This window comes from Streptomyces sp. NPDC048349 (assembly GCF_040651925.1).
In the GTDB taxonomy this organism is placed as follows: domain Bacteria; phylum Actinomycetota; class Actinomycetes; order Streptomycetales; family Streptomycetaceae; genus Streptomyces.
Genome location: NZ_JBEZLA010000038.1, coordinates 1 through 21,891, shown reverse-complemented (window position 1 = coordinate 21,891; position 21,891 = coordinate 1). Strand labels below are relative to the sequence as shown.

At 72.8% G+C, this 21,891-nt stretch carries 21 protein-coding genes and 1 riboswitch; of the genes, 6 read left to right on the top strand and 15 right to left on the bottom strand.

The genetic code is table 11. From position 1 onward, the window contains the following. Positions 1-121 precede the first annotated feature (121 nt). Positions 122-1,381 (top strand): D-alanyl-D-alanine carboxypeptidase, encoded by a 1,260-nt coding sequence (locus AB0D44_RS21120; protein ID WP_362593105.1) that lies wholly within the window; start codon positions 122-124, stop codon positions 1,379-1,381. Between the two features lie 42 nt (positions 1,382-1,423). On the opposite strand, the gene AB0D44_RS21115 is transcribed toward AB0D44_RS21120, so the two are convergent. The 4 genes from AB0D44_RS21115 to glyA all read right to left on the bottom strand — a co-directional run bounded on the left by AB0D44_RS21115 (position 1,424) and on the right by glyA (position 6,221). Beyond that, positions 1,424-2,317 carry a YihY/virulence factor BrkB family protein gene (locus AB0D44_RS21115; protein ID WP_362593102.1) on the bottom strand — a complete coding sequence of 298 codons (894 nt, stop codon included), beginning with the start codon at positions 2,315-2,317 and terminating at the stop codon, positions 1,424-1,426. Positions 2,318-2,483: 166 nt separating this feature from the next. Continuing rightward, positions 2,484-3,080, bottom strand: coding sequence for a 2'-5' RNA ligase family protein (locus AB0D44_RS21110; protein ID WP_362593100.1), 597 nt, complete (start codon positions 3,078-3,080; stop codon positions 2,484-2,486). Between the two features lie 95 nt (positions 3,081-3,175). Next, complete coding sequence (gene trpS, locus AB0D44_RS21105; protein ID WP_362593097.1) at positions 3,176-4,189, bottom strand: tryptophan--tRNA ligase; 1,014 nt, start codon at positions 4,187-4,189, stop codon at positions 3,176-3,178. A 763-nt stretch (positions 4,190-4,952) separates the two neighbouring features. Then, positions 4,953-6,221, bottom strand: a complete 1,269-nt coding sequence (glyA, locus tag AB0D44_RS21100) for a serine hydroxymethyltransferase (RefSeq protein ID WP_362593094.1) — start codon at positions 6,219-6,221, stop codon at positions 4,953-4,955. Between the two features lie 34 nt (positions 6,222-6,255). Beyond that, a riboswitch (ZMP/ZTP riboswitch) is annotated at positions 6,256-6,346 on the bottom strand. Between the two features lie 109 nt (positions 6,347-6,455). Here glyA and rocD point away from each other — a divergent pair. Further along, the gene (gene rocD / locus AB0D44_RS21095) at positions 6,456-7,658 is read left to right on the top strand and encodes an ornithine--oxo-acid transaminase (protein ID WP_362593091.1); all 1,203 of its coding nucleotides are present in this window, start codon (positions 6,456-6,458) and stop codon (positions 7,656-7,658) included. Positions 7,659-7,757: 99 nt separating this feature from the next. On the opposite strand, the gene AB0D44_RS21090 is transcribed toward rocD, so the two are convergent. Both AB0D44_RS21090 and AB0D44_RS21085 read right to left on the bottom strand, forming a co-directional pair. Continuing rightward, positions 7,758-8,948 (bottom strand): glutathionylspermidine synthase family protein, encoded by a 1,191-nt coding sequence (locus tag AB0D44_RS21090; protein ID WP_362593088.1) that lies wholly within the window; start codon positions 8,946-8,948, stop codon positions 7,758-7,760. Positions 8,949-8,962: 14 nt separating this feature from the next. Next, on the bottom strand, positions 8,963-9,265 hold the full coding sequence (locus AB0D44_RS21085; protein WP_362593085.1) for a hypothetical protein: 303 nt from the start codon (positions 9,263-9,265) through the stop codon (positions 8,963-8,965). A gap of 116 nt (positions 9,266-9,381) precedes the next feature. Between AB0D44_RS21085 and AB0D44_RS21080 the strand changes: the two genes are divergently transcribed. Then, on the top strand, positions 9,382-10,215 hold the full coding sequence (locus tag AB0D44_RS21080; protein WP_362593242.1) for a hypothetical protein: 834 nt from the start codon (positions 9,382-9,384) through the stop codon (positions 10,213-10,215). Between the two features lie 17 nt (positions 10,216-10,232). Here AB0D44_RS21080 and AB0D44_RS21075 read toward each other — a convergent pair whose 3' ends face one another. Next, entirely contained in the window at positions 10,233-11,627 is a 1,395-nt protein-coding gene (locus AB0D44_RS21075) for a PLP-dependent aminotransferase family protein (protein ID WP_362593083.1), read from the bottom strand. A gap of 47 nt (positions 11,628-11,674) precedes the next feature. On the opposite strand from AB0D44_RS21075, the gene AB0D44_RS21070 reads away from it, so the two are divergent. After that, a complete protein-coding gene (locus AB0D44_RS21070) occupies positions 11,675-12,166 on the top strand; it encodes a carboxymuconolactone decarboxylase family protein (protein WP_362593080.1) in 492 nt (163 codons plus the stop codon). 25 nt (positions 12,167-12,191) lie between these two features. On the opposite strand, the gene AB0D44_RS21065 is transcribed toward AB0D44_RS21070, so the two are convergent. The 6 genes from AB0D44_RS21065 to AB0D44_RS21040 all read right to left on the bottom strand — a co-directional run bounded on the left by AB0D44_RS21065 (position 12,192) and on the right by AB0D44_RS21040 (position 17,798). Then, on the bottom strand, positions 12,192-13,061 hold the full coding sequence (locus AB0D44_RS21065) for a hypothetical protein (RefSeq protein WP_362593078.1): 870 nt from the start codon (positions 13,059-13,061) through the stop codon (positions 12,192-12,194). Positions 13,062-13,063: 2 nt separating this feature from the next. Continuing rightward, positions 13,064-13,462 (bottom strand): hypothetical protein, encoded by a 399-nt coding sequence (locus AB0D44_RS21060; RefSeq protein ID WP_362593075.1) that lies wholly within the window; start codon positions 13,460-13,462, stop codon positions 13,064-13,066. Next, positions 13,443-15,203, bottom strand: coding sequence for a hypothetical protein (locus AB0D44_RS21055; protein WP_362593072.1), 1,761 nt, complete (start codon positions 15,201-15,203; stop codon positions 13,443-13,445). Before AB0D44_RS21055 ends, AB0D44_RS21060 begins: the two co-directional genes overlap by 20 nt. Positions 15,204-15,352: 149 nt before the next feature. Continuing rightward, positions 15,353-16,342 (bottom strand): malate dehydrogenase, encoded by a 990-nt coding sequence (locus AB0D44_RS21050; RefSeq protein WP_362593070.1) that lies wholly within the window; start codon positions 16,340-16,342, stop codon positions 15,353-15,355. 171 nt (positions 16,343-16,513) lie between these two features. Continuing rightward, positions 16,514-16,948 (bottom strand): DUF3017 domain-containing protein, encoded by a 435-nt coding sequence (locus AB0D44_RS21045; protein ID WP_362593067.1) that lies wholly within the window; start codon positions 16,946-16,948, stop codon positions 16,514-16,516. Beyond that, complete coding sequence (locus AB0D44_RS21040; protein WP_362593064.1) at positions 16,938-17,798, bottom strand: bifunctional methylenetetrahydrofolate dehydrogenase/methenyltetrahydrofolate cyclohydrolase; 861 nt, start codon at positions 17,796-17,798, stop codon at positions 16,938-16,940. Before AB0D44_RS21040 ends, AB0D44_RS21045 begins: the two co-directional genes overlap by 11 nt. Before the next feature lie 250 nt (positions 17,799-18,048). Between AB0D44_RS21040 and AB0D44_RS21035 the strand changes: the two genes are divergently transcribed. Further along, positions 18,049-18,660, top strand: a complete 612-nt coding sequence (locus tag AB0D44_RS21035; protein WP_362593061.1) for a hypothetical protein — start codon at positions 18,049-18,051, stop codon at positions 18,658-18,660. 81 nt (positions 18,661-18,741) lie between these two features. On the opposite strand, the gene purH is transcribed toward AB0D44_RS21035, so the two are convergent. Further along, a complete protein-coding gene (purH, locus tag AB0D44_RS21030) occupies positions 18,742-20,349 on the bottom strand; it encodes a bifunctional phosphoribosylaminoimidazolecarboxamide formyltransferase/IMP cyclohydrolase (RefSeq protein ID WP_362593058.1) in 1,608 nt (535 codons plus the stop codon). Further along, positions 20,346-20,969, bottom strand: coding sequence for a phosphoribosylglycinamide formyltransferase (purN, locus tag AB0D44_RS21025; protein ID WP_362593056.1), 624 nt, complete (start codon positions 20,967-20,969; stop codon positions 20,346-20,348). The genes purH and purN overlap by 4 nt, the downstream gene beginning before the upstream one ends. 252 nt (positions 20,970-21,221) lie before the next feature. Between purN and AB0D44_RS21020 the strand changes: the two genes are divergently transcribed. Continuing rightward, a complete protein-coding gene (locus AB0D44_RS21020) occupies positions 21,222-21,836 on the top strand; it encodes a hypothetical protein (RefSeq protein ID WP_362593053.1) in 615 nt (204 codons plus the stop codon). Positions 21,837-21,891: the final 55 nt, after the last annotated feature.

The window sequence follows — 21,891 nt, the reverse complement described above, 5'->3', positions numbered from 1 at the left end:
GGCCCCAGTATCGGATCGGTCCCCAGGACGGACGCGCCGGGGTGGGCTGTCCCGGCGGTGGTTGTACCGAATGGGCCGGTCAGCGCCGCCGTCCAGCCGATCGGGAGGTAATTTCACCTGCGTGTCTGTAAAGAAGACCGCGCTGACGGTCCTTTCCGCCGCGCTGCTGGCGCCCGCGCTGTTCGCGGCCCCCGCGCATGCCGTGCCGGCCCCGCCGGTCCCGCCCGCCGACGGGAAGGCGCAGCCGCCGAAGACCGCGAAGGCCCCGGCGGCCCCCGCGCCCCCGCCGTCGATGTCCACGGTCGGCGGAGCCCTGCTCGGCCAGCCGGGGACGCAGGTCAACCTGCTGCCCGGCGCGCCCGCCCTGCCCTCGAACCTGACGGGGCGGTCGTGGATCGTGGCGGACGCCGAGTCCGGAGAGGTGCTGGCCGCGCACAACGCGCACTGGCGGCTCCCCCCGGCCTCCACCATGAAGATGCTCTTCGCGGACACCGTGCTGCCGGGCCTGCCCAAGGAGCAGGTCCACAAGGTCACCGACCAGGACATGGAAGGCGTGGGCCCGGGCAGCAGCCTGGTCGGGGTCAAGGAGGACCACGAGTACAGCGTCCACGACCTGTGGCTCGGGGTGTTCCTGCGGTCGGGGAACGACGCCGTGCACGTGCTGTCGGCCATGAACGGCGGCATCGAGAAGACCGTCAAGGACATGCAGGCGCACGCGGAGGAGCTCCAGGCGCTGGACACCCACGTGGTGTCACCCGACGGGTACGACGCCCCGGAGCAGGTGTCGAGCGCGTACGACCTCACGCTGGTCGCCCGCTCCGGTCTGCAGAAGCAGGACTTCCGCGAGTACTGCGGCACTGTCGAGGCCAAGTTCCCGGGCGTGCAGGAGCCGGGGAAGCCGCGGGACTACTTCGAGATCCAGAACACCAACCGGCTGATGACGGGCGCGGGCGGCATCTCCCCGTACAAGGGCATCGCCGGGGTGAAGAACGGCAACACGACGATGGCCGGCGCCACGTTCACCGGCGCGGCGCAGCAGGGCGCGCGCAAGCTGCTGGTCACGGTGATGAACCCGGGCGCGGGGGGCGCCAACTCGGTGTACGAGGAGACCGCCGCGCTCTTCGACTGGGGTTTCGCGGCGGCCGGGAAGGTCAAGCCGGTGGGTGAGCTGGTGCCGCCCAAGAGCGCGGACACCTCCTCGCTCGGCTCCCCGGCCCAGTCCCACGAGAACAACCCGGCGGCGGCCGGTGTGGGCTCGAGCGGCATCGGTACCGCGCTCGGTGTCGCGGGCGGGGCGCTGGCCCTGCTGTCGGTCGGGGCGTTCGTGGTCAACCGCCGCTGGCCGCGCGGCCGGCGCAGCCGGGGCGAGGACCTGGTCTAGGGCCGTCTCGTGGACACCTGAAATCACCCGAAGGGGTAAGGGCTAGGCGCCGGAGGAGGTCGCCTCCTCGTCCGCCTCCTCCCCTTCGTCGTCGCGGGTCGCCGTCCATGCGGCGACGAACAGCAGCAGTTTCGCCGTGAAGTTGATCCAGAGCAGCAGGGCGATCGGCACGCCGAAGGCCCCGTACATGCTCTTCGTGGCGACTCCGCTGATGTAGCCGCTGAGCAGGAGCTTGAGCAGCTCGAAGCCCGCCGCGCCGATGAGGGCGGCCTGGATCAGCCGGGCGCGCGGCGGTTCGACGCCGGGGAGCAGGGTCAGGACGTACAGCAGCAGGAGGAACGCGGCCACGACGCCGACGAGGAAGGCGCCCGTGCGCAGCAGCACGCCTCCGGCGCCCTCGCGCGGGATGCCGAGCCATTCGGCGGTCTTGCCGACCGCGCTGGCCCCGAAGATCGAGGCGGCGGCCGAGGCCAGGCCGGCGCCGCCGAGGCCGAGGAGGACCAGCCCGTCCTTGCCCTTGCGGACGAAGGGGTTCCCCTCGTCCTCGTCGTCCTTCTCCCACACGGCGCGCAGGCAGTCCCGCATGGAGCCCACCCAGCCGATGCCGGTGAAGAGCAGGAGGGCGCCGGCGACGAGGCCGACGGTGCCGGAGTTCGCGACGAGCGCGTCGATGTCGAGCTGGTCGGAGATGCCGGGGACCTGTTCGGCGAGGCTCTTCTGCAGCCGGTCGAGCTGGTCCTGGCTGAGGAGCCCGGCGCCCACGGCGGCGGCCACGGTGATCAGCGGAAAGAGCGCGAGGAAGCTGATGAAGGTGATCGCCGCGGCGAGCCGGGTCCAGTGCACGCGGTCGAGGCGCTCGTACGAGTGCCACGCGTGCGTCCGCATCAGACGGGAGGCGACCGGGCCGATCACCGGGAGTTTCGTCAGCCAGTCCATGGAGTCACCGTAATTGAGCTGTCGGAAATCGCCGGGATTGCCGGTTTCGGGTACTACGGTCGTCGACTGTGACTTTTCGCGGAGTACCCCCGACGGACCGTCCGTTCCACGCCCTCGTCCTGCGCGGACTCAGGTTCCGCACGCTCCGGGCCCTGCGGCCCCTGCGTCAGGAGGGCAGGGCGGTCGTCCCGGCCGCTTCGTCGGCGGGTGACCCCGGCTGCGCCGGGACGCCCGTCGGACCGGTGCCGAACGGATACTCGCGCAGCTTGCGCCACACCCCGTCCGAGCCCTGCTCGTAGAGCGCGAAGCCCGAGCAGATCCACTCGGCCGCGTACTCGGCGAGGGTCGTGAACGCGAGGTCCATCGCCTCCTCGGAGATCCCGTGGGCGACCGTGACGTGCGGGTGGTACGGGAAGGCCAGCTCGCGGCTGAGCGGCCCCTGGGGGTCCCGGACCTCTCCCTGGAGGCGGGTGCAGCCCTCGGCGCCCTCGACGACCTGGACGAAGACGACTGGCGAGAGGGGCCGGAAGGTCCCCGTCCCGGCCAGCCGCATCCGGAAGGCCCGGAACGCGGCCGCGACCTCGGTCAGGTGGGCGCGGATCCCCGGGAGCCGGTCCGCCTCGACCTCGGTCGGCGGGACGAGGGTGACATGCGTGGGGATGCCGTGCGCGGCGGCGTCCCCGAAGCCGGCGCGCAGCTGCTGGAGCTGGCTGCCGTACGGCTCCGGGACCGCGATCGAAACGCCGAGCGTTACGGTCCCCACGTATCTCTCCTCCGTGTGTCTGGATGGACTGCTGCCGCCAGTGTGAGGGCAGCACCCCCGGTCTCGCCAGGGCCCTCTTTCCGTCAGTGCCCGCGTCAGTGCTTGGCCGGCAGGAATCCGAGGCGGTCGTACGTCTGCGCGAGGGTCTCGGCGGCGACGGCGCGGGCCTTCTCCGCGCCCTTGGCCAGGAGGGAGTCCAGCGTCTCCGGGTCGTCCAGGTATTCCTGGGTGCGCTGCTTGAAGGGTGTGACGAAATCGACCATCACGGCGGCCAGGTCGGTCTTCAGTGCGCCGTAGCCCTTGCCCTCGTACGAGGCCTCCAGGGCCGGGATCGACTCGCCCGTCAGGGTGGAGAGGATCGTGAGCAGGTTGCTGACGCCGGGCTTGTTCTCCGTGTCGAAGCGGATCACGGTGTCCGTGTCGGTGACCGCGCTCTTGATCTTCTTCTCGGTGACCTTGGGCTCGTCGAGGAGGTTGATCAGACCCTTGGGGGACGACGCGGACTTCGACATCTTGATCGCCGGGTCCTGGAGGTCGTAGATCTTCGCGACCTCCTTGACGATGTGCGCGGCGGGGAGGGTGAAGGTCCGGCCGAAGCGCTGGTTGAAGCGCTCGGCCAGGTCGCGGGTCAGCTCGATGTGCTGGCGCTGGTCCTCGCCGACGGGGACGGCGTTCGCCTGGTAGAGCAGGATGTCGGCGACCTGGAGGATCGGGTACGTGAACAGCCCGACGGTGGCGTTGTTCACGCCGCCCTTGGCGGACTTGTCCTTGAACTGGGTCATCCGGCTGGCCTCGCCGAAGCCGGTGATGCAGTTCATGACCCAGCCGAGCTGCGCGTGCTCGGGCACGTGGCTCTGGATGAAGAGCGTGCAGCGCTCGGGGTCCAGGCCGGCGGCGAGCAGCTGCGCGGCGGAGAGGCGGGTGTTCGCGCGGAGGTCCTTCGGATCCTGCGGCATGGTGATCGCGTGCAGGTCGACGACCATGTAGAACGCGTCGTGCGTCTCCTGGAGGGCGACGTACTGGCGGATGGCACCGAGGTAGTTCCCGAGGTGGAACGAGCCGGAGGTGGGCTGGATGCCGGAGAGCGCGCGAGGACGATCAGAAGCCATGGCTTCATTCTCTCAGGTGCGGGGGCGGGCTCGGGCCCGCCGCCGGCCGGATCCTTCCGGGTCGCGGAGCCGGGGTACCCCCGGCAGCCGACAAGGCCGAAGATGCGGCCCCGGCCCGGCCCCGGGGGGCGCCGCTGCGCCGGGCTTCGCAGGGCGCTGCCCGGCCCCCCGCGCCTCAAACGCCGGCGAGGCCGAAGATCCGGCCCGGCTCCGCCACGGGGGTGCCACTGCGCGGGGCTTCGCGGGGCGCTGCCCGGCCCCGCGCCTCAAACGCCGGCGAGGCTGAAGGTACGGCCCGGCTTCGCCGTGGGGGTGCCACTGCGCCGGGCTTCGCAGGGCACTGCCCAGCCCCCGCGCTGCAACGCCGGCGAGGCTGAAGATCCGGCCCGGCTCCGCCGCGGGGGTGCCGCTGCGCGGGGCCGCCGGTCCAGGGCTCCGCCAGCCCAGCACCGGGCGCTGGGACTACCCTGCGGGCAACCCAGCCGCACCCGAGCGACGACCGGAGGCAAATCCAGCCCCGCCGGCGATTGAGGCGCGGGGTACGGGGCGGAGCCCCGCACTGTGAGCCCCGCCGGCGATTGAGGCGCCGGGGCACGGGGCCGAGCCCCGGGACTGAGCGCCGCTCCCGGCATCGGGCCCCCTGCCCCCGCGGGCAACCCGACCGCACCGCCGGACGGCAGGAGACAATCCAGCCCCGCCGGCGATTGAGGCGCGGGGTACGGGGCGAAGCCCCGAACCGGGGGGGGGCGGGGCGGAGCCCCGGTCAGGACAGGGGGAGGCCCGGGGCCGGGTGGGCGGCCATCAGGGTCGCGACCTCCGCGCGGACCCCCGCCAGCGCAGCCTCGTCCGCCTTCGCCGCCGCCCCGACCGCCCGCGCGATCCACTCCGCGACCTGCGGCATGTGCCCGACCCCCAGCCCCCGCGACGTCAGCGACGGCGTGCCAATCCGGATCCCCGACGGGTCGAACGGCTTGCGCGGGTCGAACGGCACCGTGTTGTAGTTCACCACGATCCCCGCCCGGTCCAGCGCCTTCGCCGCCACCTTGCCCGGCACGTCCTTGCCGGTGAGGTCGATCAGGATCAGGTGGTTGTCCGTACCGCCCGACACCAGGTCGAAGCCCCGCTCCAGCAGGGCCTCCGCCAGGGCCTTGGCGTTCGCCACGACCGCGTGGGCGTACGCCGTGAAGGACGGCTGCGCCGCCTCATGCAGCGCCACCGCGATGCCGGCCGTCGTCTGGTTGTGCGGCCCGCCCTGGAGCCCCGGGAACACGGCCTTGTCGATGGCCTTCGCGTGCTCCTCCCGGCACATCAGCATCGCGCCCCGCGGCCCGCGCAGCGTCTTGTGCGTGGTCGTCGAGATCACGTCCACGTGGCCCGCCGGGGACGGGTGCGCCCCGCCCGCGATCAGGCCCGCGATGTGCGCCACGTCCGCGACCAGGACCGAGCCCGCCTCCTCGGCGATCGACGCGAACGCCGCGAAGTCGATCGTGCGCGGCAGGGCCGTACCCCCGCAGAAGATGATCTTCGGCCGCTCCGCCAGGGCCAGGTCGCGCACCGCGTCGTAGTCGATGAGCCCGGTGCCGGGCCGGACCCCGTACTGCACGCCCCGGAACCAGGAGCCCGTCGCCGACACGCCCCAGCCGTGCGTCAGGTGCCCGCCCATCGGCAGCGCCATGCCCATCACCGTGTCGCCCGGCTCGGCGAAGGCCAGGTAGACGGCCAGGTTCGCGGGCGAACCCGAGTACGGCTGGACGTTGGCGTGGTCCACCCCGAACAGGCCCTTCGCCCGCTCGACGGCCAGCGCCTCGACGCGGTCGATGTTCTGCTGGCCCTCGTAGTAGCGGCGGCCCGGGTAGCCCTCGCTGTACTTGTTCTGCAACACCGTGCCGGACGCCTCGAGGACGGCCGCGGACACGTAGTTCTCGCTGGGGATCAGGCGCAGGGTCTCGGCCTGCAGGGTTTCCTCCGCCGCGACGAAGGACGCCAGCTCGGGGTCGGTCGCGGACAGGGCGGGATGGCGGCTCGCGGACACGGCGGGCTCCTCCGGGGTCGATGTGATCGGTACCCCGCGAGGCCCAGGCGAGCGGCCCTGTCTGCGGTCGAGCGCGCACGACTCCCCCGGAGTTCGTTCTCCGTACGCCAGTCGCCGTGCGTACCGACCACCTTAGCGGGCGCGCCGCAAGAAAGGTTTCTCCGTCCCGTTCGCGAGCGAGGATGGACAGTGACGCCACCCTCGTCACAGGCCTGACGGACGATCGGAGACCCCGTGTCGACAACTGCTGATGCCATCCGCTCCGCCGAAGCGCACAGCGCGCACAACTACCACCCGCTGCCCGTCGTCGTCGCGTCCGCGGACGGCGCGTGGATGACGGACGTGGAGGGCCGCCGGTACCTGGACATGCTCGCCGGTTACTCGGCGCTCAACTTCGGGCACGGCAACCGCCGTCTGCTCGACGCCGCCCGCGCGCAGCTGGAGCGGGTCACGCTCACCTCGCGCGCCTTCTTCCACGACCGCTTCGCCGACTTCTGCACCGAACTCGCCTCGCTGTGCGGCAAGGAGATGGTGCTGCCCATGAACACGGGGGCGGAGGCCGTGGAAACGGCCGTGAAGACCGCCCGCAAGTGGGGGTACGAGGTCAAGGGCGTCCCGGACGGCCACGCGAAGATCGTGGTCGCCGCCGACAACTTCCACGGCCGGACGACGACCATCGTCTCCTTCTCCACGGACCACGAGGCCCGCGACCACTTCGGCCCGTACACGCCGGGCTTCGAGATCGTCCCGTACGGCGACCTCACCGCGCTGGCCCACGCCGTCACCGAGAACACGGTCGCCGTCCTGCTGGAGCCGATCCAGGGCGAGGCGGGGGTGCTGGTACCGCCCGCCGGGTACCTGAGCGGCGTACGGGAGCTCACGCGCGAGCGGAACGTCCTGTTCATGGCGGACGAGATCCAGTCGGGGCTGGGCCGCACCGGCAGGACGTTCGCCTGCGAGCACGAGGGGGTCGTCCCCGACGTGTACGTCCTCGGCAAGGCGCTCGGCGGCGGCGTGGTCCCCGTCTCGGCCGTGGTCGCCGACCGGGACGTGCTCGGGGTGTTCCGGCCGGGCGAGCACGGCTCGACCTTCGGCGGGAACCCGCTGGCCTGCGCCGTCGGCCTGGAGGTCATCGCGATGCTCAAGACCGGCGAGTACCAGCAGCGCGCCACCGAGCTCGGCGACCACCTGCACCGGGAGCTGGGCCTGCTGGTCGGCGGGGGCGCGGTGACCGCCGTACGGGGACGGGGGCTGTGGGCGGGCGTGGACATCGACCCGTCCCGCGGGACCGGACGGGAGATCTCCGAGAAGCTGATGGAACGGGGCGTGCTGGTGAAGGACACCCACGGCTCGACGATCCGGATCGCCCCGCCGCTGGTGATCAGCAAGGAGGACCTGGACTGGGGGCTGGAGCAGCTCAGGTCGGTCCTCGCCTGACCGGCCGCGCCTGACCGGCCCCTGCCGGGCAGGACCCCACCCGGCCCCCTGGGCCCGGCCGGGGGTGTCCAGTGCTCTGACCGGAAACCGGTCGGAGCACTAGAGGATGACGTGGGGCAGGAAGCGGGCGTACTCGTCCGTGACCGGCCCCGCCGATTCGCGGATGCCCAGTCCCGCCGCCTCGTCCTCGACGACCCACGCGCCGAGCACCACCCGGTTGCCGTCGAAGTCGGGCAGCGGGGCCAGGCCCTGGAAGCAGTACTTCTCGTCGTCCCGGGCCGTGAACGGCTCACCGCCGGGTTCGTGGAGGGTGACGCCGGCGCCCTCCCGGCCCAGCAGCGGTTTGGCGGCGTAACCGCCCTCCGCGGCCAGCTCGCGCGGGCCGTCGAGGTAGGCGGGCAGCAGGTTCGGGTGCTCCGGGAAGAGCTCCCACAGGATGGCGAGCAGCGCCTTGTTGGACAGCAGCATCTTCCACAGCGGCTCGATCCAGCAGGTGGTGCCGGAGCCGCCGCCGTGGTCGTAGGTGCCGAGGACCTGGGGGCCGAACTGGTCGGTGGCCAGCCACTCCCACGGGTAGAGCTTGAAGCAGCTGCGGATGAAGCGGAGCTTCTCGTCCACGAAGCGGCCGGACAGGCTGTCCCAGCCGATCTGCTCGACGGACAGGGCCTGGGTGTCCAGGCCCGCCTGCTCGGCGGTCTCCTGGAGGTAGGCGACCGTCATCAGGTCCTCGCCGAGCTCGTCGGTCTCGGAGTGCGCGAAGTGCAGCGGGCCGGGCGGCAGCAGCTCGGCCTGCCGGCGCCAGGCGTCGACGAGGCGCTCGTGGAGGGAGTTCCACTGGTCGGCGCCGGGGAAGCGCTCCTCCATCCAGAACCATTGCGGACTGGCCGCCTCCACCAAGGAGGTGGGGGTGTCGGCGTTGTACTCCAGCATCTTGGCCGGGCTGCCGGTGCCGTCGTAGCGCAGGTCGAAACGGCCGTACAGGGAGGGCTGTTCGGCGCGGCGGCGCCAGGACTCGGCGATCAGCGCGGCCAGTTTCGGGTCGGTGATGCCGAGGTCCGCGAAGCGGTCGTGCTCGACGATGTGCGCGGCCGCGGCGAGGCACATGGCGTGCAGTTCCTCGACGACGTTCTCCAGCGCCTCCACCTCGGGGAGGGAGAAGGAGTAGTACGCGCTCTCGTCCCAGTAGGGGCGCAGGGAGTCGTCGGGGTAGCGGGTCAGGGGGTAGATCAGCCCTTGTTCCTCGACGGTCTTCTGCCAGTCGGGGCGGGGCTCGATGGTGTGCCGCTGCATGGGTTCCGGTGTCCTCAGCCGCCGCTGGAGCCGGAGCTGGAGTGGCCGCCGATGCCGCCGCGGGTGACGGCGGACTTGTCGAAGCTGCCACCGGTGACCTTGCCGTTCTTCACGGTGCCGCCGTAGTAGTACGCGCCGGTCCCGCCCTTCTTGCACTCCTTGTTGTTCAGGTGGTCCAGCGTGGAGCGGGACGCGCAGCGCTTGTCCGGTTCGCTGCTGCTGCCGCAGGCCACGAGCGTGGCCGCGAGCAGGCCCATGCCGCCGAGTGCGACGGCGCCGGAGCGCATACGGCGCTTGTTGGTGCTGCTGGTGTCCATACCTGCTGCTCCCCCTAGGTCCTGGCGTGCTGCCGACAGACTAGAGCGGGGGCCCCGGCCGATGGAATCCGGCCGTCCTCAGATCCGTGACCTAGAGTCAGTTCGTGCTCATTGGGATGATTTGCGCGCTCGGTGCGGCGGTCTGCTTCGGTACGGCATCCGTTCTGCAGGCGGTCGCGGCGCGGGCGGCGGAGCCGGGGACGGGTTCCGGGGTGGACCCGGCGCTGCTGCTGCGGGCGCTGCGGCAGTGGCGCTATCTCGCCGGTCTGGGCCTGGACGCGGTGGGCTTCGTGCTCCAGATCATCGCGCTGCGCCACATCCCCATCTACGCGGTCGGGGCCGCGCTCGCCGCGAGCCTGGCGGTGACGGCGGTGGTCGCGGCCCGGCTGCTGAAGGTCCGGCTGTCGCGGACCGAGTGGGGCGCGGTGGCGGTGGTGTGCGCGGGACTGCTGATGCTGGGGCTGGCCTCCGGGGCGGAGGGCACGGGGGCCGGGTCGCTCGCCCTGAAGCTGGGGCTGCTGGGAGTGGCGGGGCTGGTGCTGCTGGTCGGAGCGGTGGCGGGCCGGCTTCCCGACGGGCCCCGGGCGCTCGTACTCGGCCTGGCGTCGGGCACGGGCTTCGGCGTCGTCGAAGTCGCGGTCCGCCTCATCGACTCCGTGACGGACCTGGGCAACCCGGCCCTGTACGCCCTCCTCCTGGGCGGCGGCGCGGCCTTCCTCCTCCTCACCTCGGCCCTCCAGCGCGGCTCGGTGACGGCGGCGACGGCCGGCCTGGTCCTGGGCGAAACGGTCGGCCCGGCGGTGGTCGGCGTGGCCTGGCTCGGCGACCGCACCCGCGAGGGCCTGACCTGGCTGGCGGTCCTCGGCTTCGCGGTGGCCGTCACCGGAGCACTGGCACTGGCCCGCTTCGGGGAGCCGCCGGAGGCCGCGGAGCCCCTGCCGGCGCGGTGACGGGCCGGGGCGCCCCGTCACGGCAGCGCCGCCGACAGGGCCGCCAGGGTCGGGGTCCAGGCGCTGTCCGGCGGGGTGCCGTAGCCCACGACCAGGGCGTCGCGGGGCGGCAAGGCCGCCTCCGGGTGGCGGAAGGCGGACAGGCCGTCCAGGGACAGGTCCTGCCAGGCCGCCGACTGGAGCACCGAGCGCTCCGTCCCCGCCGGGAGGTCCAGCACCGCGTGCAGTCCCGCGGCGATCCCCGAAACCCCGACCCGGTCGCCGACGGCTGCCACGAGCTCGTCGCGGCGGCGGCGGTAGCGCAGGCGCATGCCGCGCACGTGCCGGTCGTACGCCCCCGAGGTGATGAACTCCGCCAGCGTGAGCTGGTCCAGGGCGCTGGAGGTCCAGTCGCTCAGGCCCTTGGCGGCCAGCACCTCTTCCAGCAGTCCCGGCGGGACCACCATCCAGCCCATCCGCAGCCCGGGAGCCAGCGACTTGCTGGCCGTGCCGAGGTACACCACCCGGTCCGGGTCCAGTCCCTGGAGGGCGCCGACCGGCTGGCGGTCGTAGCGGAACTCCCCGTCGTAGTCGTCCTCCAGGATCAGCCCGCCGGTGGTCCGCGCCCAGTCGACGGCCGCTGCCCTGCGGGCCGGGGTGAGGGCGGCTCCCGTCGGGAACTGGTGCGCCGGGGTCAGCAGGGCGGCGCCGGCCCCGGCGGTCAGCTCCTGCGTCCGCGCCCCGTCCCCGTCCACCCCCAGCGGCCGGGTGCGCAGGCCCGCGCGCGCGAGCAGGTTCCGGTGGATGTCGAGGCCGTACCCCTCCACCGCCATCTCGCGCACCCGCCGCGTCCGCAGCACGCGGGCCAGCAGGGTCAGCCCGTGCACGAAGCCGGCGCACAGCACGATCCGCTCCGGGTCGGCGTACACGCCGCGCGCCCGCGCCAGGTAGCCGGTCAGCGCTTCGCGCAGCTCGGGCCGGCCGCGCCCGTCGGGCCCGTACCCGAAGGCGTCGTTCGGCGCGTCGGTCAGGGCCCGCCGGGCCGCCGTCAGCCAGGCCGCCCTCGGGAAGCCGCTCAGGTCCGGGGAGCCGGGCAGCAGGCTGTACGCGAGCCCGCGCCGCGCGGGACGCCGTACCCGGGCGGCCGCCGCGGCCCGGCGCGGCCTCGCCCGCTCCGCGACCCGGGTGCCGGAGCCCTGGCGGGCCGTCAGCCAGCCTTCGGCGACGAGTTCGGCGTAGGCCTCCGCGACCGTGTTCCGTGCGATCCCCAGGTCGGCGGCGAGCGACCGGGAGGACGGCAGCCGGGTCCCGGCCGCCAGCCGCCCGCTGCGCGCGGCCTCGCGCAGCGCCTCGGTGAGCCCGGCCCGCAACCCGCGGCCGGAGGAGAGGTCCAGGTGCAGGTCGGCGCCGAAAGTGGCCCAGGATTCCGTCATGGATATGGACCATAGCGGCGGGCCGCCCGCCTCCTACGGTGGATCACATGACGCACACACAGAACGCGCCCGAGCACACCCCCCGCATGCACATGGCGAAGCTCGCCCCCGAGGTCTACAAGGCGGTCCTGGGCCTGGAGATCGCCGCCAAGAAGGGTCTGGACCCGGCCCTCGTCGAACTGGTCAAGATCCGCGCCTCGCAGCTCAACCACTGTGCCTTCTGCCTGGACATGCACACCAAGGACGCCATCGCGGCCGGTGAGAGCGTCGAGCGGATCGTGCAGCTGGGCGCCTGGGAGGAGTCGCGGCACTTCTACACCGAGAAGGAGCTCGCCGCGATAGAGCTCACGGAGGCGGTGACGGTCCTGACCGACGGCTTCGTGCCGGACGAGGTGTACGAGAAGGCCGCGAAGCACTTCGAGGAGCGCGAGCTGGCCCAGCTGATCGGCGTCATCGCGACGATCAACGTCTGGAACCGGATCGGCGTCACCACGCGCATGGTGCCCGGGCACTACACGCCGGGCATGTACAAGAGCTGACGGCGTGGGCCCGGCCGCCCCCGGCTCAGTCCGCCCGGAAGGAGCCGACGGCCGCCGCGAGCCGTTCGCGCACGAGCGGGGCGTCGGTCCGGGGGCCGTACACCATGACCACCCAGCGGGTGTCGTTGTCGGCGACGAGGAGCCGGACGACGGCGTGGGCGGCCGGCTCGGACGAAGCGGGGTCGTCGTACTCGTAGACCTGCTCGCAGCCCTCCCCGGCCACCGGCTCCCTCGAGATCTCCCGGTAGCCGGGGCTCTTGCTCAGCTCCGCGGTGGACTCGCGCAGGACCTCGCAGGCGGTCTGTGCGTCCTCCGTGGCCCGGAATACCTGGAGGCCGGCGCTCCGGTCGCCTCCGGCGGGGCGGTAGACGGTGCCGTACCCGGTCTCGCCCGGACTGGCCTGCCAGCCCGCCGGAATGCGGACCGAGAAACCGGCCGCCGTATCGCGCACCTGCGTGGACTCGGCCTGCGCGGAACCGGGTCCCCGGTCCTCGCCGCCCAGGTAGAGCCGGCCGGCCACGGCGGCGCCGGCGAGCACGGCCACGCCGACCGCCGTCCCCACCACCCAGATCCGCCGGCGCCGCGCGGGGGCCGGCACCGGCGGGTACGCGTACGGGGACGTGGCCCAGGGCGGGGGCACGTCCCCCGGCGCGGACCTGACCGGCGCGGCGGGAGCAGCCGGCGCAGCGGGGGCGGTCGGCGTCGCCGGAGCGGTCGGCGCCGCGGGAGCGGTCGGGGGCGGCGGAGCGGTCGGGGGCGCGGGAGCGGTCGGGGGCGGCGTGCCCGGCGGCTGCCCCGCGGCCGGGGCCGAGGCGGCCGGGGCCGCGGCCCGCGCCGCCCGCTCCCACCGCTGCGACCGCGGATTCCAGCGGGCCCCGTCCTCCCCCTGGGCCACCGTCAGCCGCCCAGTGAGGTCAGCAGACCGGCCAGGGCGGTGGCCGCGCTCACCGAGTCCACCAGCGGCGCCCATCTCTCGAGCGCCCCCCGCAACCGGGCCGGCAGACCCGGACGCACCTCGCCGCCGGCCTCCAACTCACCGGCCACCTCGTCCAGTTCCCCGTCGAGCGCCGCCCGTTCGGGGCTGCGGGGCAGCCGTACGAGGGCCGCGCGCAGCTCCCGTACGGCCTCCAGCAGTTCCTCGGCGCCCGGCTGCGCGCGCTCCCCCGTACCGCCCTGGTGGACGGTGCTGTTGGTGTTGTGCGAGCCGCCGATGCTGAAGCTGCTGCCGTGGATGTCGCCGATCCGTACCGCGGACTGTTCCGCGCCGCCGCCCCCGCTACCACCGCTCGTTGCCACGGCCTCTCCCCTTCTCCTTGCCCGCGCCCGCGCCACGGTCCGTCTCCGGCGCCTGGTGGCTGACCGCGCTGTTGTGGCTCACTCCGCCGATGCCGAAGGCGCTGTTGTTCACCGATTGGATGAACACCGCGCCCTCCGCGACGTTGACGGCCCGCTCCGCGAACTCCTTGGTGTGCCAGCCCGCCTCGTGCAGGGCCACGGCCACCCCGCCGACGATCCGCTCCTGGACCGTCTTCACGTACCGGTCCAGGTCCATCAGCTGGAACAGCGAGCCGTCGGCCTGCGCGGCGAGCTCCCGTACGGAGACGGCCGGTCCCGCCGGAATCGCCACGCCGTGCCCCGCGGTGGCCATCCGCCACGGGATGCGGACCGCGCGCGCCAGGGTCAGCAGGGCCGGGCCGAGGGCGCCCGCCCCGTTCACGACCGCCCAGACCACCTTGGCGAAAAGGGTGCTGCGCCGCTGCCGCTGGACGGTGTCGTCGGCCCGCTGGAAGTCCGGCCGGACGGGCAGCAGGACGTGCGGCGCCACCTCCAGCATCAGCATTCCGCCCTGCGTGTGCACGCGGATGAAGACGGTGAGGACGAGGTTCTCGTCCCAGCCGCCGATCCGCACGCGCAGGAAGTGCCGGCGCCGCTCGCCGCCCTCCTCGACGGCGGCGGCCCGATGCTCGGCGAACGCCTCGTCCGACAGGTCCAGGGAGTCGACGTCGGGCAGCCCGTCGGCCGGCAGGAACACGCACTCGTCGACGACCAGTTCGCGCAGCCGGTCCAGTACGGAGGCCTCCGCGTCCGGGGAGCCGTGGGGTGACGGCACGCGCAGGGCCTCCAGCCGTGGCCGGATCCGGTCCACGATCTGCGCGTTGTCCAGCTGGTCGGGCTCGCCGTCGCCGCGCGGCCGCAGTTCGACGGACAACTGCCAGGGCAGGTGCGCCCGCCCGGCGCCGCAGAACGGGTTGCCGACGTCGTACAGGACCAGGGGCGCGTGCTGGATCCGCTGGATCCGGGCGCGGGCCCGCCCGAAGCGCCGGCCCGTCACCACCAGGTCCCCCGCCCCGGCGGCGTAGCCCTCCCGGTCGAGCGAGTCGTGCAGGACCCGGGCGAAGTGGCCCCGCTGGAGCCCGGCAACGGTAGTGAGCAGGAGGAAGACGAGGACGGCGGTCCATGCGTAGGCCTCCCCGTGGAACCGTCCCATCCGCGGCCACTGCAGGAAGATGCCGAGCGGGTCCCGCGCGATCACCTCGCCGAGGTACGGGAAGAACCAGTCCGCGTCCGAGAAGCGCAGGGGCGTGACGGGGCTGTCCGCGAACCCGGCGACGACTCCCCACAGGACGTTGCCGAGCATCCAGACGGCGTAACCCCGCAGGAGGTACTCGACGATGCGGCTGCCGCGGCCGGTCCGGTCGCGGTGGCGCCTGATCCGGCCGGCGCCGCCGAGCAGGAGCGCGGGGACGACCAGGAAGACGGTGAAGGTCTGGAGCAGCAGCAGGCCCAGCGCCCACACCGCCACCACCCCCGCGGCCCAGGCGGTTTCGATGCGCCGGGCGCGCAGGGCGTGGGCGAGGACGCGGGCCGCGTCGAATCCGTAGGAGGGCGCGGTGAAGCGCTCCTCGTGGACGTACAGCTCGTCGATCACCCGGTCGCGGTACGCGGGGTCGAGATAGGCCCCGGCGCACAAGAGCCGTCCCGCTTCCGTCTGCGACGGGTGGACGGGCGCTCTGCCGTCCGGATCTCTGCCACTCACCGAGTCCCCCCTCAGGTGTGGGAGGAAACCGTACGGGGCCGGGCACGGCCCGGACAGGGCGGATCACGCCAAAGGGGCGCGCCCGGAAGATGCCGAAAGGCCCCGGCGCGCTGTGCGCCGGAGCCTTTCGAAGGGGGTGGAGCCGCGCGTCAGATGAGGCCGAGCTCGCGGACCGCGTCGCGCTCCTCGACGAGCTCCTGCACGGAGGCGTCGATGCGGGCGCGGGAGAACGCGTTGATGTCCAGGCCCTGGACGATCTCGTACGTGCCGTTCTTGGTGGTGACGGGGAAGGAGGAGATGATGCCCTCCGGGACGCCGTAGGAGCCGTCCGACGGGATGCCCATGGAGGTCCAGTCGCCCTCGGCGGTGCCGTTGACCCAGGTGTGCACGTGGTCGATGGCGGCGTTGGCGGCCGAGGCCGCCGAGGAGGCGCCACGGGCCTCGATGATCGCCGCACCGCGCTTGGCGACGGTCGGGATGAAGGTGTCGGCCAGCCACAGCTCGTCGTTGACGACCTCGGCGGCGTTCTTGCCGGCGATCTCCGCGTGGAAGATGTCGGGGTACTGGGTCGCCGAGTGGTTGCCCCAGATGGTCAGGCGCTTGATGTCGGAGACGGCGGCGCCGGTCTTGGCGGCCAGCTGCGAGATCGCGCGGTTGTGGTCCAGGCGGGTCATCGCGGTGAAGCGCTCGGCCGGTACGTCCGGGGCGGCGGCCTGCGCGATGAGCGCGTTGGTGTTGGCCGGGTTGCCCACGACCAGGACCTTGATGTCGTCCGCGGCGTGGTCGTTGATGGCCTTGCCCTGCGGCTTGAAGATGCCGCCGTTGGCGGAGAGCAGGTCGCCGCGCTCCATGCCCTTGGTGCGCGGGCGGGCGCCGACGAGCAGTGCGACGTTGGCACCCTCGAAGCCCTGGTTCGGGTCGTCGAAGATGTCGATGCCCCGGAGCAGCGGGAAGGCGCAGTCGTCGAGCTCCATGGCGGTGCCCTCAGCGGCCTTCATGCCCTGGGGGATCTCCAGAAGGCGGAGCTTGACCGGCACGTCCGCGCCGAGCAGGTGGCCGGAGGCGATGCGGAAGAGCAGCGCGTAGCCGATCTGGCCGGCGGCGCCGGTGACGGTGACATTCACGGGAGTGCGGGTCATGGCCTTCTCCGTTAGACAGCTGGCGGTGGGGCGTCCCCGCCCCATGTGCTGGAGGACGCCGCTTCCCAGTAAATCTTGACGTGAAGAGACATCCGCGGTCAGGCTATCGGACCCTGGCGCCGCCGGAGCCCCGGGGGCCCATTCGGCTCCGGCAGCGCCGTGTCGGCGCGGTCAGCGGACGGTGAAGCGGACCGCCGTCTCCAGGAACGGGATGTTCAGCACCGGCTTGGGCTCGATCGCCAGCGCGAGCAGCGTGATCGCCACACCGAGCAGCCCGTACGTGACCATGTCCGTGAAGCGGGAGCGCACCGCGAGCATGCCCACCGAGGGCAGGGCGCGCCGCAGCACCGAGGCCGCGATCAGCGCCACGCCGATCACCAGGCAGCCGATCCGCGGATGCCCCATCGCGGTCGCCAGGAGCCCGGCCGCGGTCGCGGTGAGCACGCTGAGCATCGGCCACTGCCGAGCGGGCGTGGACACGGCTCCGGGCACGGCCCGGCCGCTGCCCTCGGGACGGGCGGTGTCCCGGGTGACCGAGGGGAAGCGGCGGGACCGGAAGGCGTCGGCGGCGGACGCCGGGTGCTCGTCGTCCCGCTCAGCCTGCACTGGTGCTCCGCTCCGCGGCCTCGACGACGTTGACGAGGAGCTGGGCGCGGGTCATCGGGCCGACGCCGCCCGGGTTGGGGGAGATCCAGGCCGCCACGTTGGCGACCCCGGGGTGGACGTCGCCGACGATCTTCCCGCTCTCGTCGCGGCTGACGCCCACGTCGAGCACGGCCGCGCCCGGCTTCACGTCCTCCGGCTTGACCAGGTGCGGGACGCCGGCCGCGGCGACGACGATGTCCGCCTGGCGCAGCAGCCCGGAGAGGTCGCGCGTACCGGTGTGGCAGAGCGTCACGGTGGCGTTCTCGGACTTGCGCGTGAGCAGGAGGCCGATCGAGCGGCCGACGGTGATGCCCCGTCCGAGGACGACGACGTGCGCGCCGTTGATCCCGACGCCGTGGTGGCGCAGGAGTTCGACGATCCCGTACGGGGTGCAGGGCAGCGGGCCCGGCTCGTTCAGCACCAGCCGGCCGAGCGACATGGGGTGCAGGCCGTCGGCGTCCTTCAGCGGATCCATCAGCTCCAGGACCCGGTTGGTGTCGATGCCCTTGGGCAGCGGGAGTTGGACGATGTATCCGGTGCACTCCGGATTGGCGTTGAGCTCCCGTACGACCGCCTCGATGTCCTCCTGGGAGGCCGTCGCGGGCAGTTCGCGCTGGATGGAGGCGATGCCGACCTCGGCGCAGTCCTTGTGCTTGCCGTTGACGTACCAGCGGCTGCCCGGGTCGTCGCCGACCAGCAGGGTGCCGAGGCCCGGCGTGACGCCCCGGGCCTTGAGGGCCGCCACACGGGCGGTCAGTTCGGACTTGATCGCGGCCGCGGTGGCCTTGCCATCGAGAATCTGGGCGGTCATGTGTCCATCCTCCCGGATGGAGTGCCCCCGGTTCCAGTCAAGGCGCTCGCGGCCCCGCGGGTCCATGGGCTTCATTGCACTTGCACAACAAGTCACCGGCCCCGCAGCGCCCGGCTGGACAAGTCCGGTCCGGTCGGACGACGATGACCGGAAAGAGTGCCGCGGGCAGTGCCGGGGGGCGGACCGTAGAACACAGCTTTCCTCCGCGCGTGCCGTGCGTCCCCGCACTTCCACGGAGGAACACCCCAAGATGAGCTTCGGCGACCCGAACAACCCGTACGGACAGCAGCCCCAGGCCCCGCAGGGCCAGCCCGGCTACGGCTACCCGCAGCAGGCACCGCAGGGCGTTCCGCCGCAGGGCGGCTACGCCTACCCCCAGCAGCAGGCCCCCCAGGGCTACCCGGCCTACCCCGGTGGCCCCGGCGGCTACCCGGGCGCGCCGATGCAGATGCCGGGTCTGGTGAAGACCGCGCGCGTCCTGCTCTTCGTCGTGGGCGGCCTGCAGATCATCGTCGGCCTTCTCGCGCTGCTCGGCGGCGCCGCGCTGTCCACCACCGACAGCGGCGCCGCGGGCGACGTGGTCGGCGGCGTCGTGATCGCCCTCGGCGTCTTCGTGCTCGCCCTCGGCGTGCTCGCCATCGTCCTCGGCGCCAAGTTCGCCAAGGGCGGCAACGGCGTGCGCATCACGACGATCGTCTACGGCGCGCTGTCCATCCTCGGCGGCCTCGCCAACTTCACCAACAGCGCCTCCGAGGGCGGCGGCCCCGCGGCCGGCGTCATCAGCCTGGCCATCGGCGGCCTGATCCTCGCCGCCATGGTCACCGCGCCGGGTGTCGCCTGGTTCAAGCGTCCGCGCTTCTGATCCTCGCAAGACCGCGTACGGCGAAGGCCGCGACCCGCAGTGCGGGTCGCGGCCTTCGCCGTTCTCACCGGTCCGTCGGGATCAGTGGAAGAAGTGCCGGGTGCCGGTGAAGTACATCGTCACGCCGGCCTTCCTCGCGGCCTCGACGACCTGCTCGTCACGGACCGAACCGCCCGGCTGGACCACGGCCTTGATGCCGGCCGCCGTGAGGATCTCCAGCCCGTCGGGGAAGGGGAAGAAGGCGTCGGAGGCGGCGTACGAGCCCTGCGCGCGCTCGGCGCCCGCCCGCTCGACGGCGAGCTTCGCCGAGTCGACGCGGTTGACCTGGCCCATGCCGACGCCGACGGAGGCGCCGTCCTTGGCGAGCAGGATCGCGTTGGACTTGACGGCCCGGCAGGCCTTCCACGCGAAGGCGAGCTCGGCGAGCTCCTCGGCGGAGAGTGCGTCGCCGGTGGCGAGCGTCCAGTTGGCCGGGTCGTCGCCCTCGGCCTGGCCCCTCCCCTTTTCAAACGTGTCCGACTGCTGGAGCAGTGCGCCGCCGGAGATCGGCTTGAGGTCGCCCGGCTGGTGCGGGGTGCCGTCCACCTTCAGGACGCGGATGTTCTTCTTCTTGGCCAGGATCTCGACGGCGCCGTCCTCGTAGCCGGGGGCCGCGATGACCTCGGTGAAGATCTCGGCGACCTGCTCGGCGAGCTCGACGGTCACCGGGCGGTTGACGGCGATGACGCCGCCGAAGGCCGACAGCGGGTCACAGGCGTGCGCCTTGCGGTGGGCGGCGGCGACGTCCGCGTCCACGGCGATGCCGCACGGGTTGGCGTGCTTGATGATCGCGACGCAGGGCTCTTCGTGGTCGTAGGCGGCCCGGCGGGCGGCCTCGGTGTCCACGTAGTTGTTGAAGGACATCTCCTTGCCGTGCAGCTGCTCGGCGTTGGCGAGCCCGCCGGGCCGGCCGTCCGTGTAGAGGGCGGCCGCCTGGTGCGGGTTCTCGCCATAGCGGAGGGTCGACTTGCGCTCCCAAGCGCCGGCCAGGAACTCCGGCAGGACGGCTCCCTCTTGCGGGGCGTACGCGTTCGTGAACCAGGAAGCCACGGCCACGTCGTAGGCGGCGGTGTGCTGGAAGGCCTCGGCCGCCAGCCGCTTGCGCGCGGTGAGGTCGAAGCCGCCGCCCCGGGCGGCGGCGATCACGTCGGCGTAGCGGGCCGGGCTGGTGACGACGGCGACCGACGGGTGGTTCTTGGCGGCTGCGCGGACCATCGACGGGCCGCCGATGTCGATCTGCTCCACGCACTCGTCCGGGGTGGCACCCGACTGGACGGTGGCCAGGAAGGGGTAGAGGTTGACGATCACCAGGTCGAAGGGCTCCACGCCCAGCTCGGCGAGCTGGTTGCGGTGGTCCTCCAGGCGCAGGTCGGCGAGGATGCCGGCGTGCACGCGCGGGTGCAGGGTCTTGACGCGGCCGTCGAGGCACTCGGGGAAGCCGGTGAGCTCCTCGACCTTGGTGACGGGCACCCCGGCCGCGGCGATCCTGGAGGCGGTGGAGCCGGTGGAGACGAGCGCGACGCCCGCCTCGTGCAGCCCGCGGGCCAGCTCTTCCAGTCCCGTCTTGTCGTAGACGCTGACGAGCGCACGCCGGATCGGCCGCTGGGTCGTGGTCGGTTCGTTGCTCTCTGCGGTCTCTACGGCGGTCACTGGATTGTTACCTTTCGTCCCTCAATGCGGTAGCCGTGCCGGGCCAGGCGCCCCACGACGTCGACGAGCAGCTGGCGCTCGACTTCCTTGATGCGCTCATGGAGAGCGGCTTCGTCGTCCTCGTCCCGGATCTCGACGACACCCTGGGCGATGATCGGACCGGTGTCCACGCCGGAGTCCACGAAGTGGACCGTGCAGCCGGTGACCTTCGCGCCGTAGGCGAGCGCGTCCCGTACGCCGTGGGCGCCGGGGAAGGCGGGGAGGAGAGCGGGGTGGGTGTTGATGAAGCGGCCGCCGAAGCGGTCGATGAACGCCTTGCCCACGATCTTCATGAATCCGGCGGACACGACGAGGTCGGGGGCGTGGGCGTCGGTCGCCTCGGTGAGGGCGGTGTCCCACTCCGCTCGGCTGCCGTACGCCTTGACCGGGCACACGAAGGTGGGGATCCCGGCCTTCTCGGCCCGCTCCAGACCGGCGATGTTCTCGCGGTCGGCCCCCACGGCGACGACTTCGGCGCCGAAGCCCTCGGGGCCGCCGGGGTGGGCGTCGATGGCGTCGAGCAGGGCCTGGAGGTTGGTGCCGGAACCGGAGACCAGCACGACCAGGCGGGAGGCGGCCATGGGAGGCCCTTTCTCACGGGAATGCGGTGTTCGTCTTTGTGTGGTCATACGAAACTTCGGGGTACCGATATACGGGGAACCATACGAAGCCACCGACCGCCTGCAACGATACCGGCACACCGGACGGCCCCCGAGGGACGGGGTGACGGCCGGGCGGTAGCGTCTGGCCTACAAGCCGCACAGGCCTCACCCACCTGGCCTCCGCCGCGACGTCGCCCGGACGTCCATGACACAGGGGAAGAAACACACCCGATGCCGGACCGCCGCCAGCCCGACTCCCCCACCGACGACAACCCCTTCGCGGCTCCCCCGGAAGGCCGGCCCGACCAGCCGTGGCAGCCGCGCCGCGGTGGCAACGGCGAAGGCGGTGGCGGCGACGGCCGGCAGGACCCCGAGGGCGGCGGCCGGGGCGGTCCCGGCGGCCCGGGCGGCCCGGCGCGCTGGGACCCGACGGACCCGATCCAGCGCCGGGCCCGCTACGCGCTGCTCGCCGGCATGTGGGGCTTCTTCTTCGGGATCTTCGGGATCCCGTCGGTGGGGCTGCTGCTGGGGGCGCTGGCCCTGTACTGGGGCGTCAGCGCGCTGCGGGGCAAGCCGGCGGCATCGGCGCAACCCGGCCGGGAGGCCGCCCCGGGGGGCCTGGCGGCCCTGGGCGAGGCGGCCCGCCCCCAGCGCACGGCGGCGGTGAGCGGCTTGGTCACGGCCTCGCTGGCGATCCTGCTGGCGATGAGCTCGTACGCCGTGCAGCTGGCCTACAAGGACTTCTACGTCTGTCGCGACGACGCCCTGACGAACGCGGCGGAACTCCAGTGCAACTCGCTCCTTCCGGACAACGTCCTGGGTGACGTCCTGAAGGTCCGCCAGTAGCGGCGGCGCTGCGCCCACCGCGTCCCGCAGCCCCCGCCGGCCTCGCCGGCCGGGG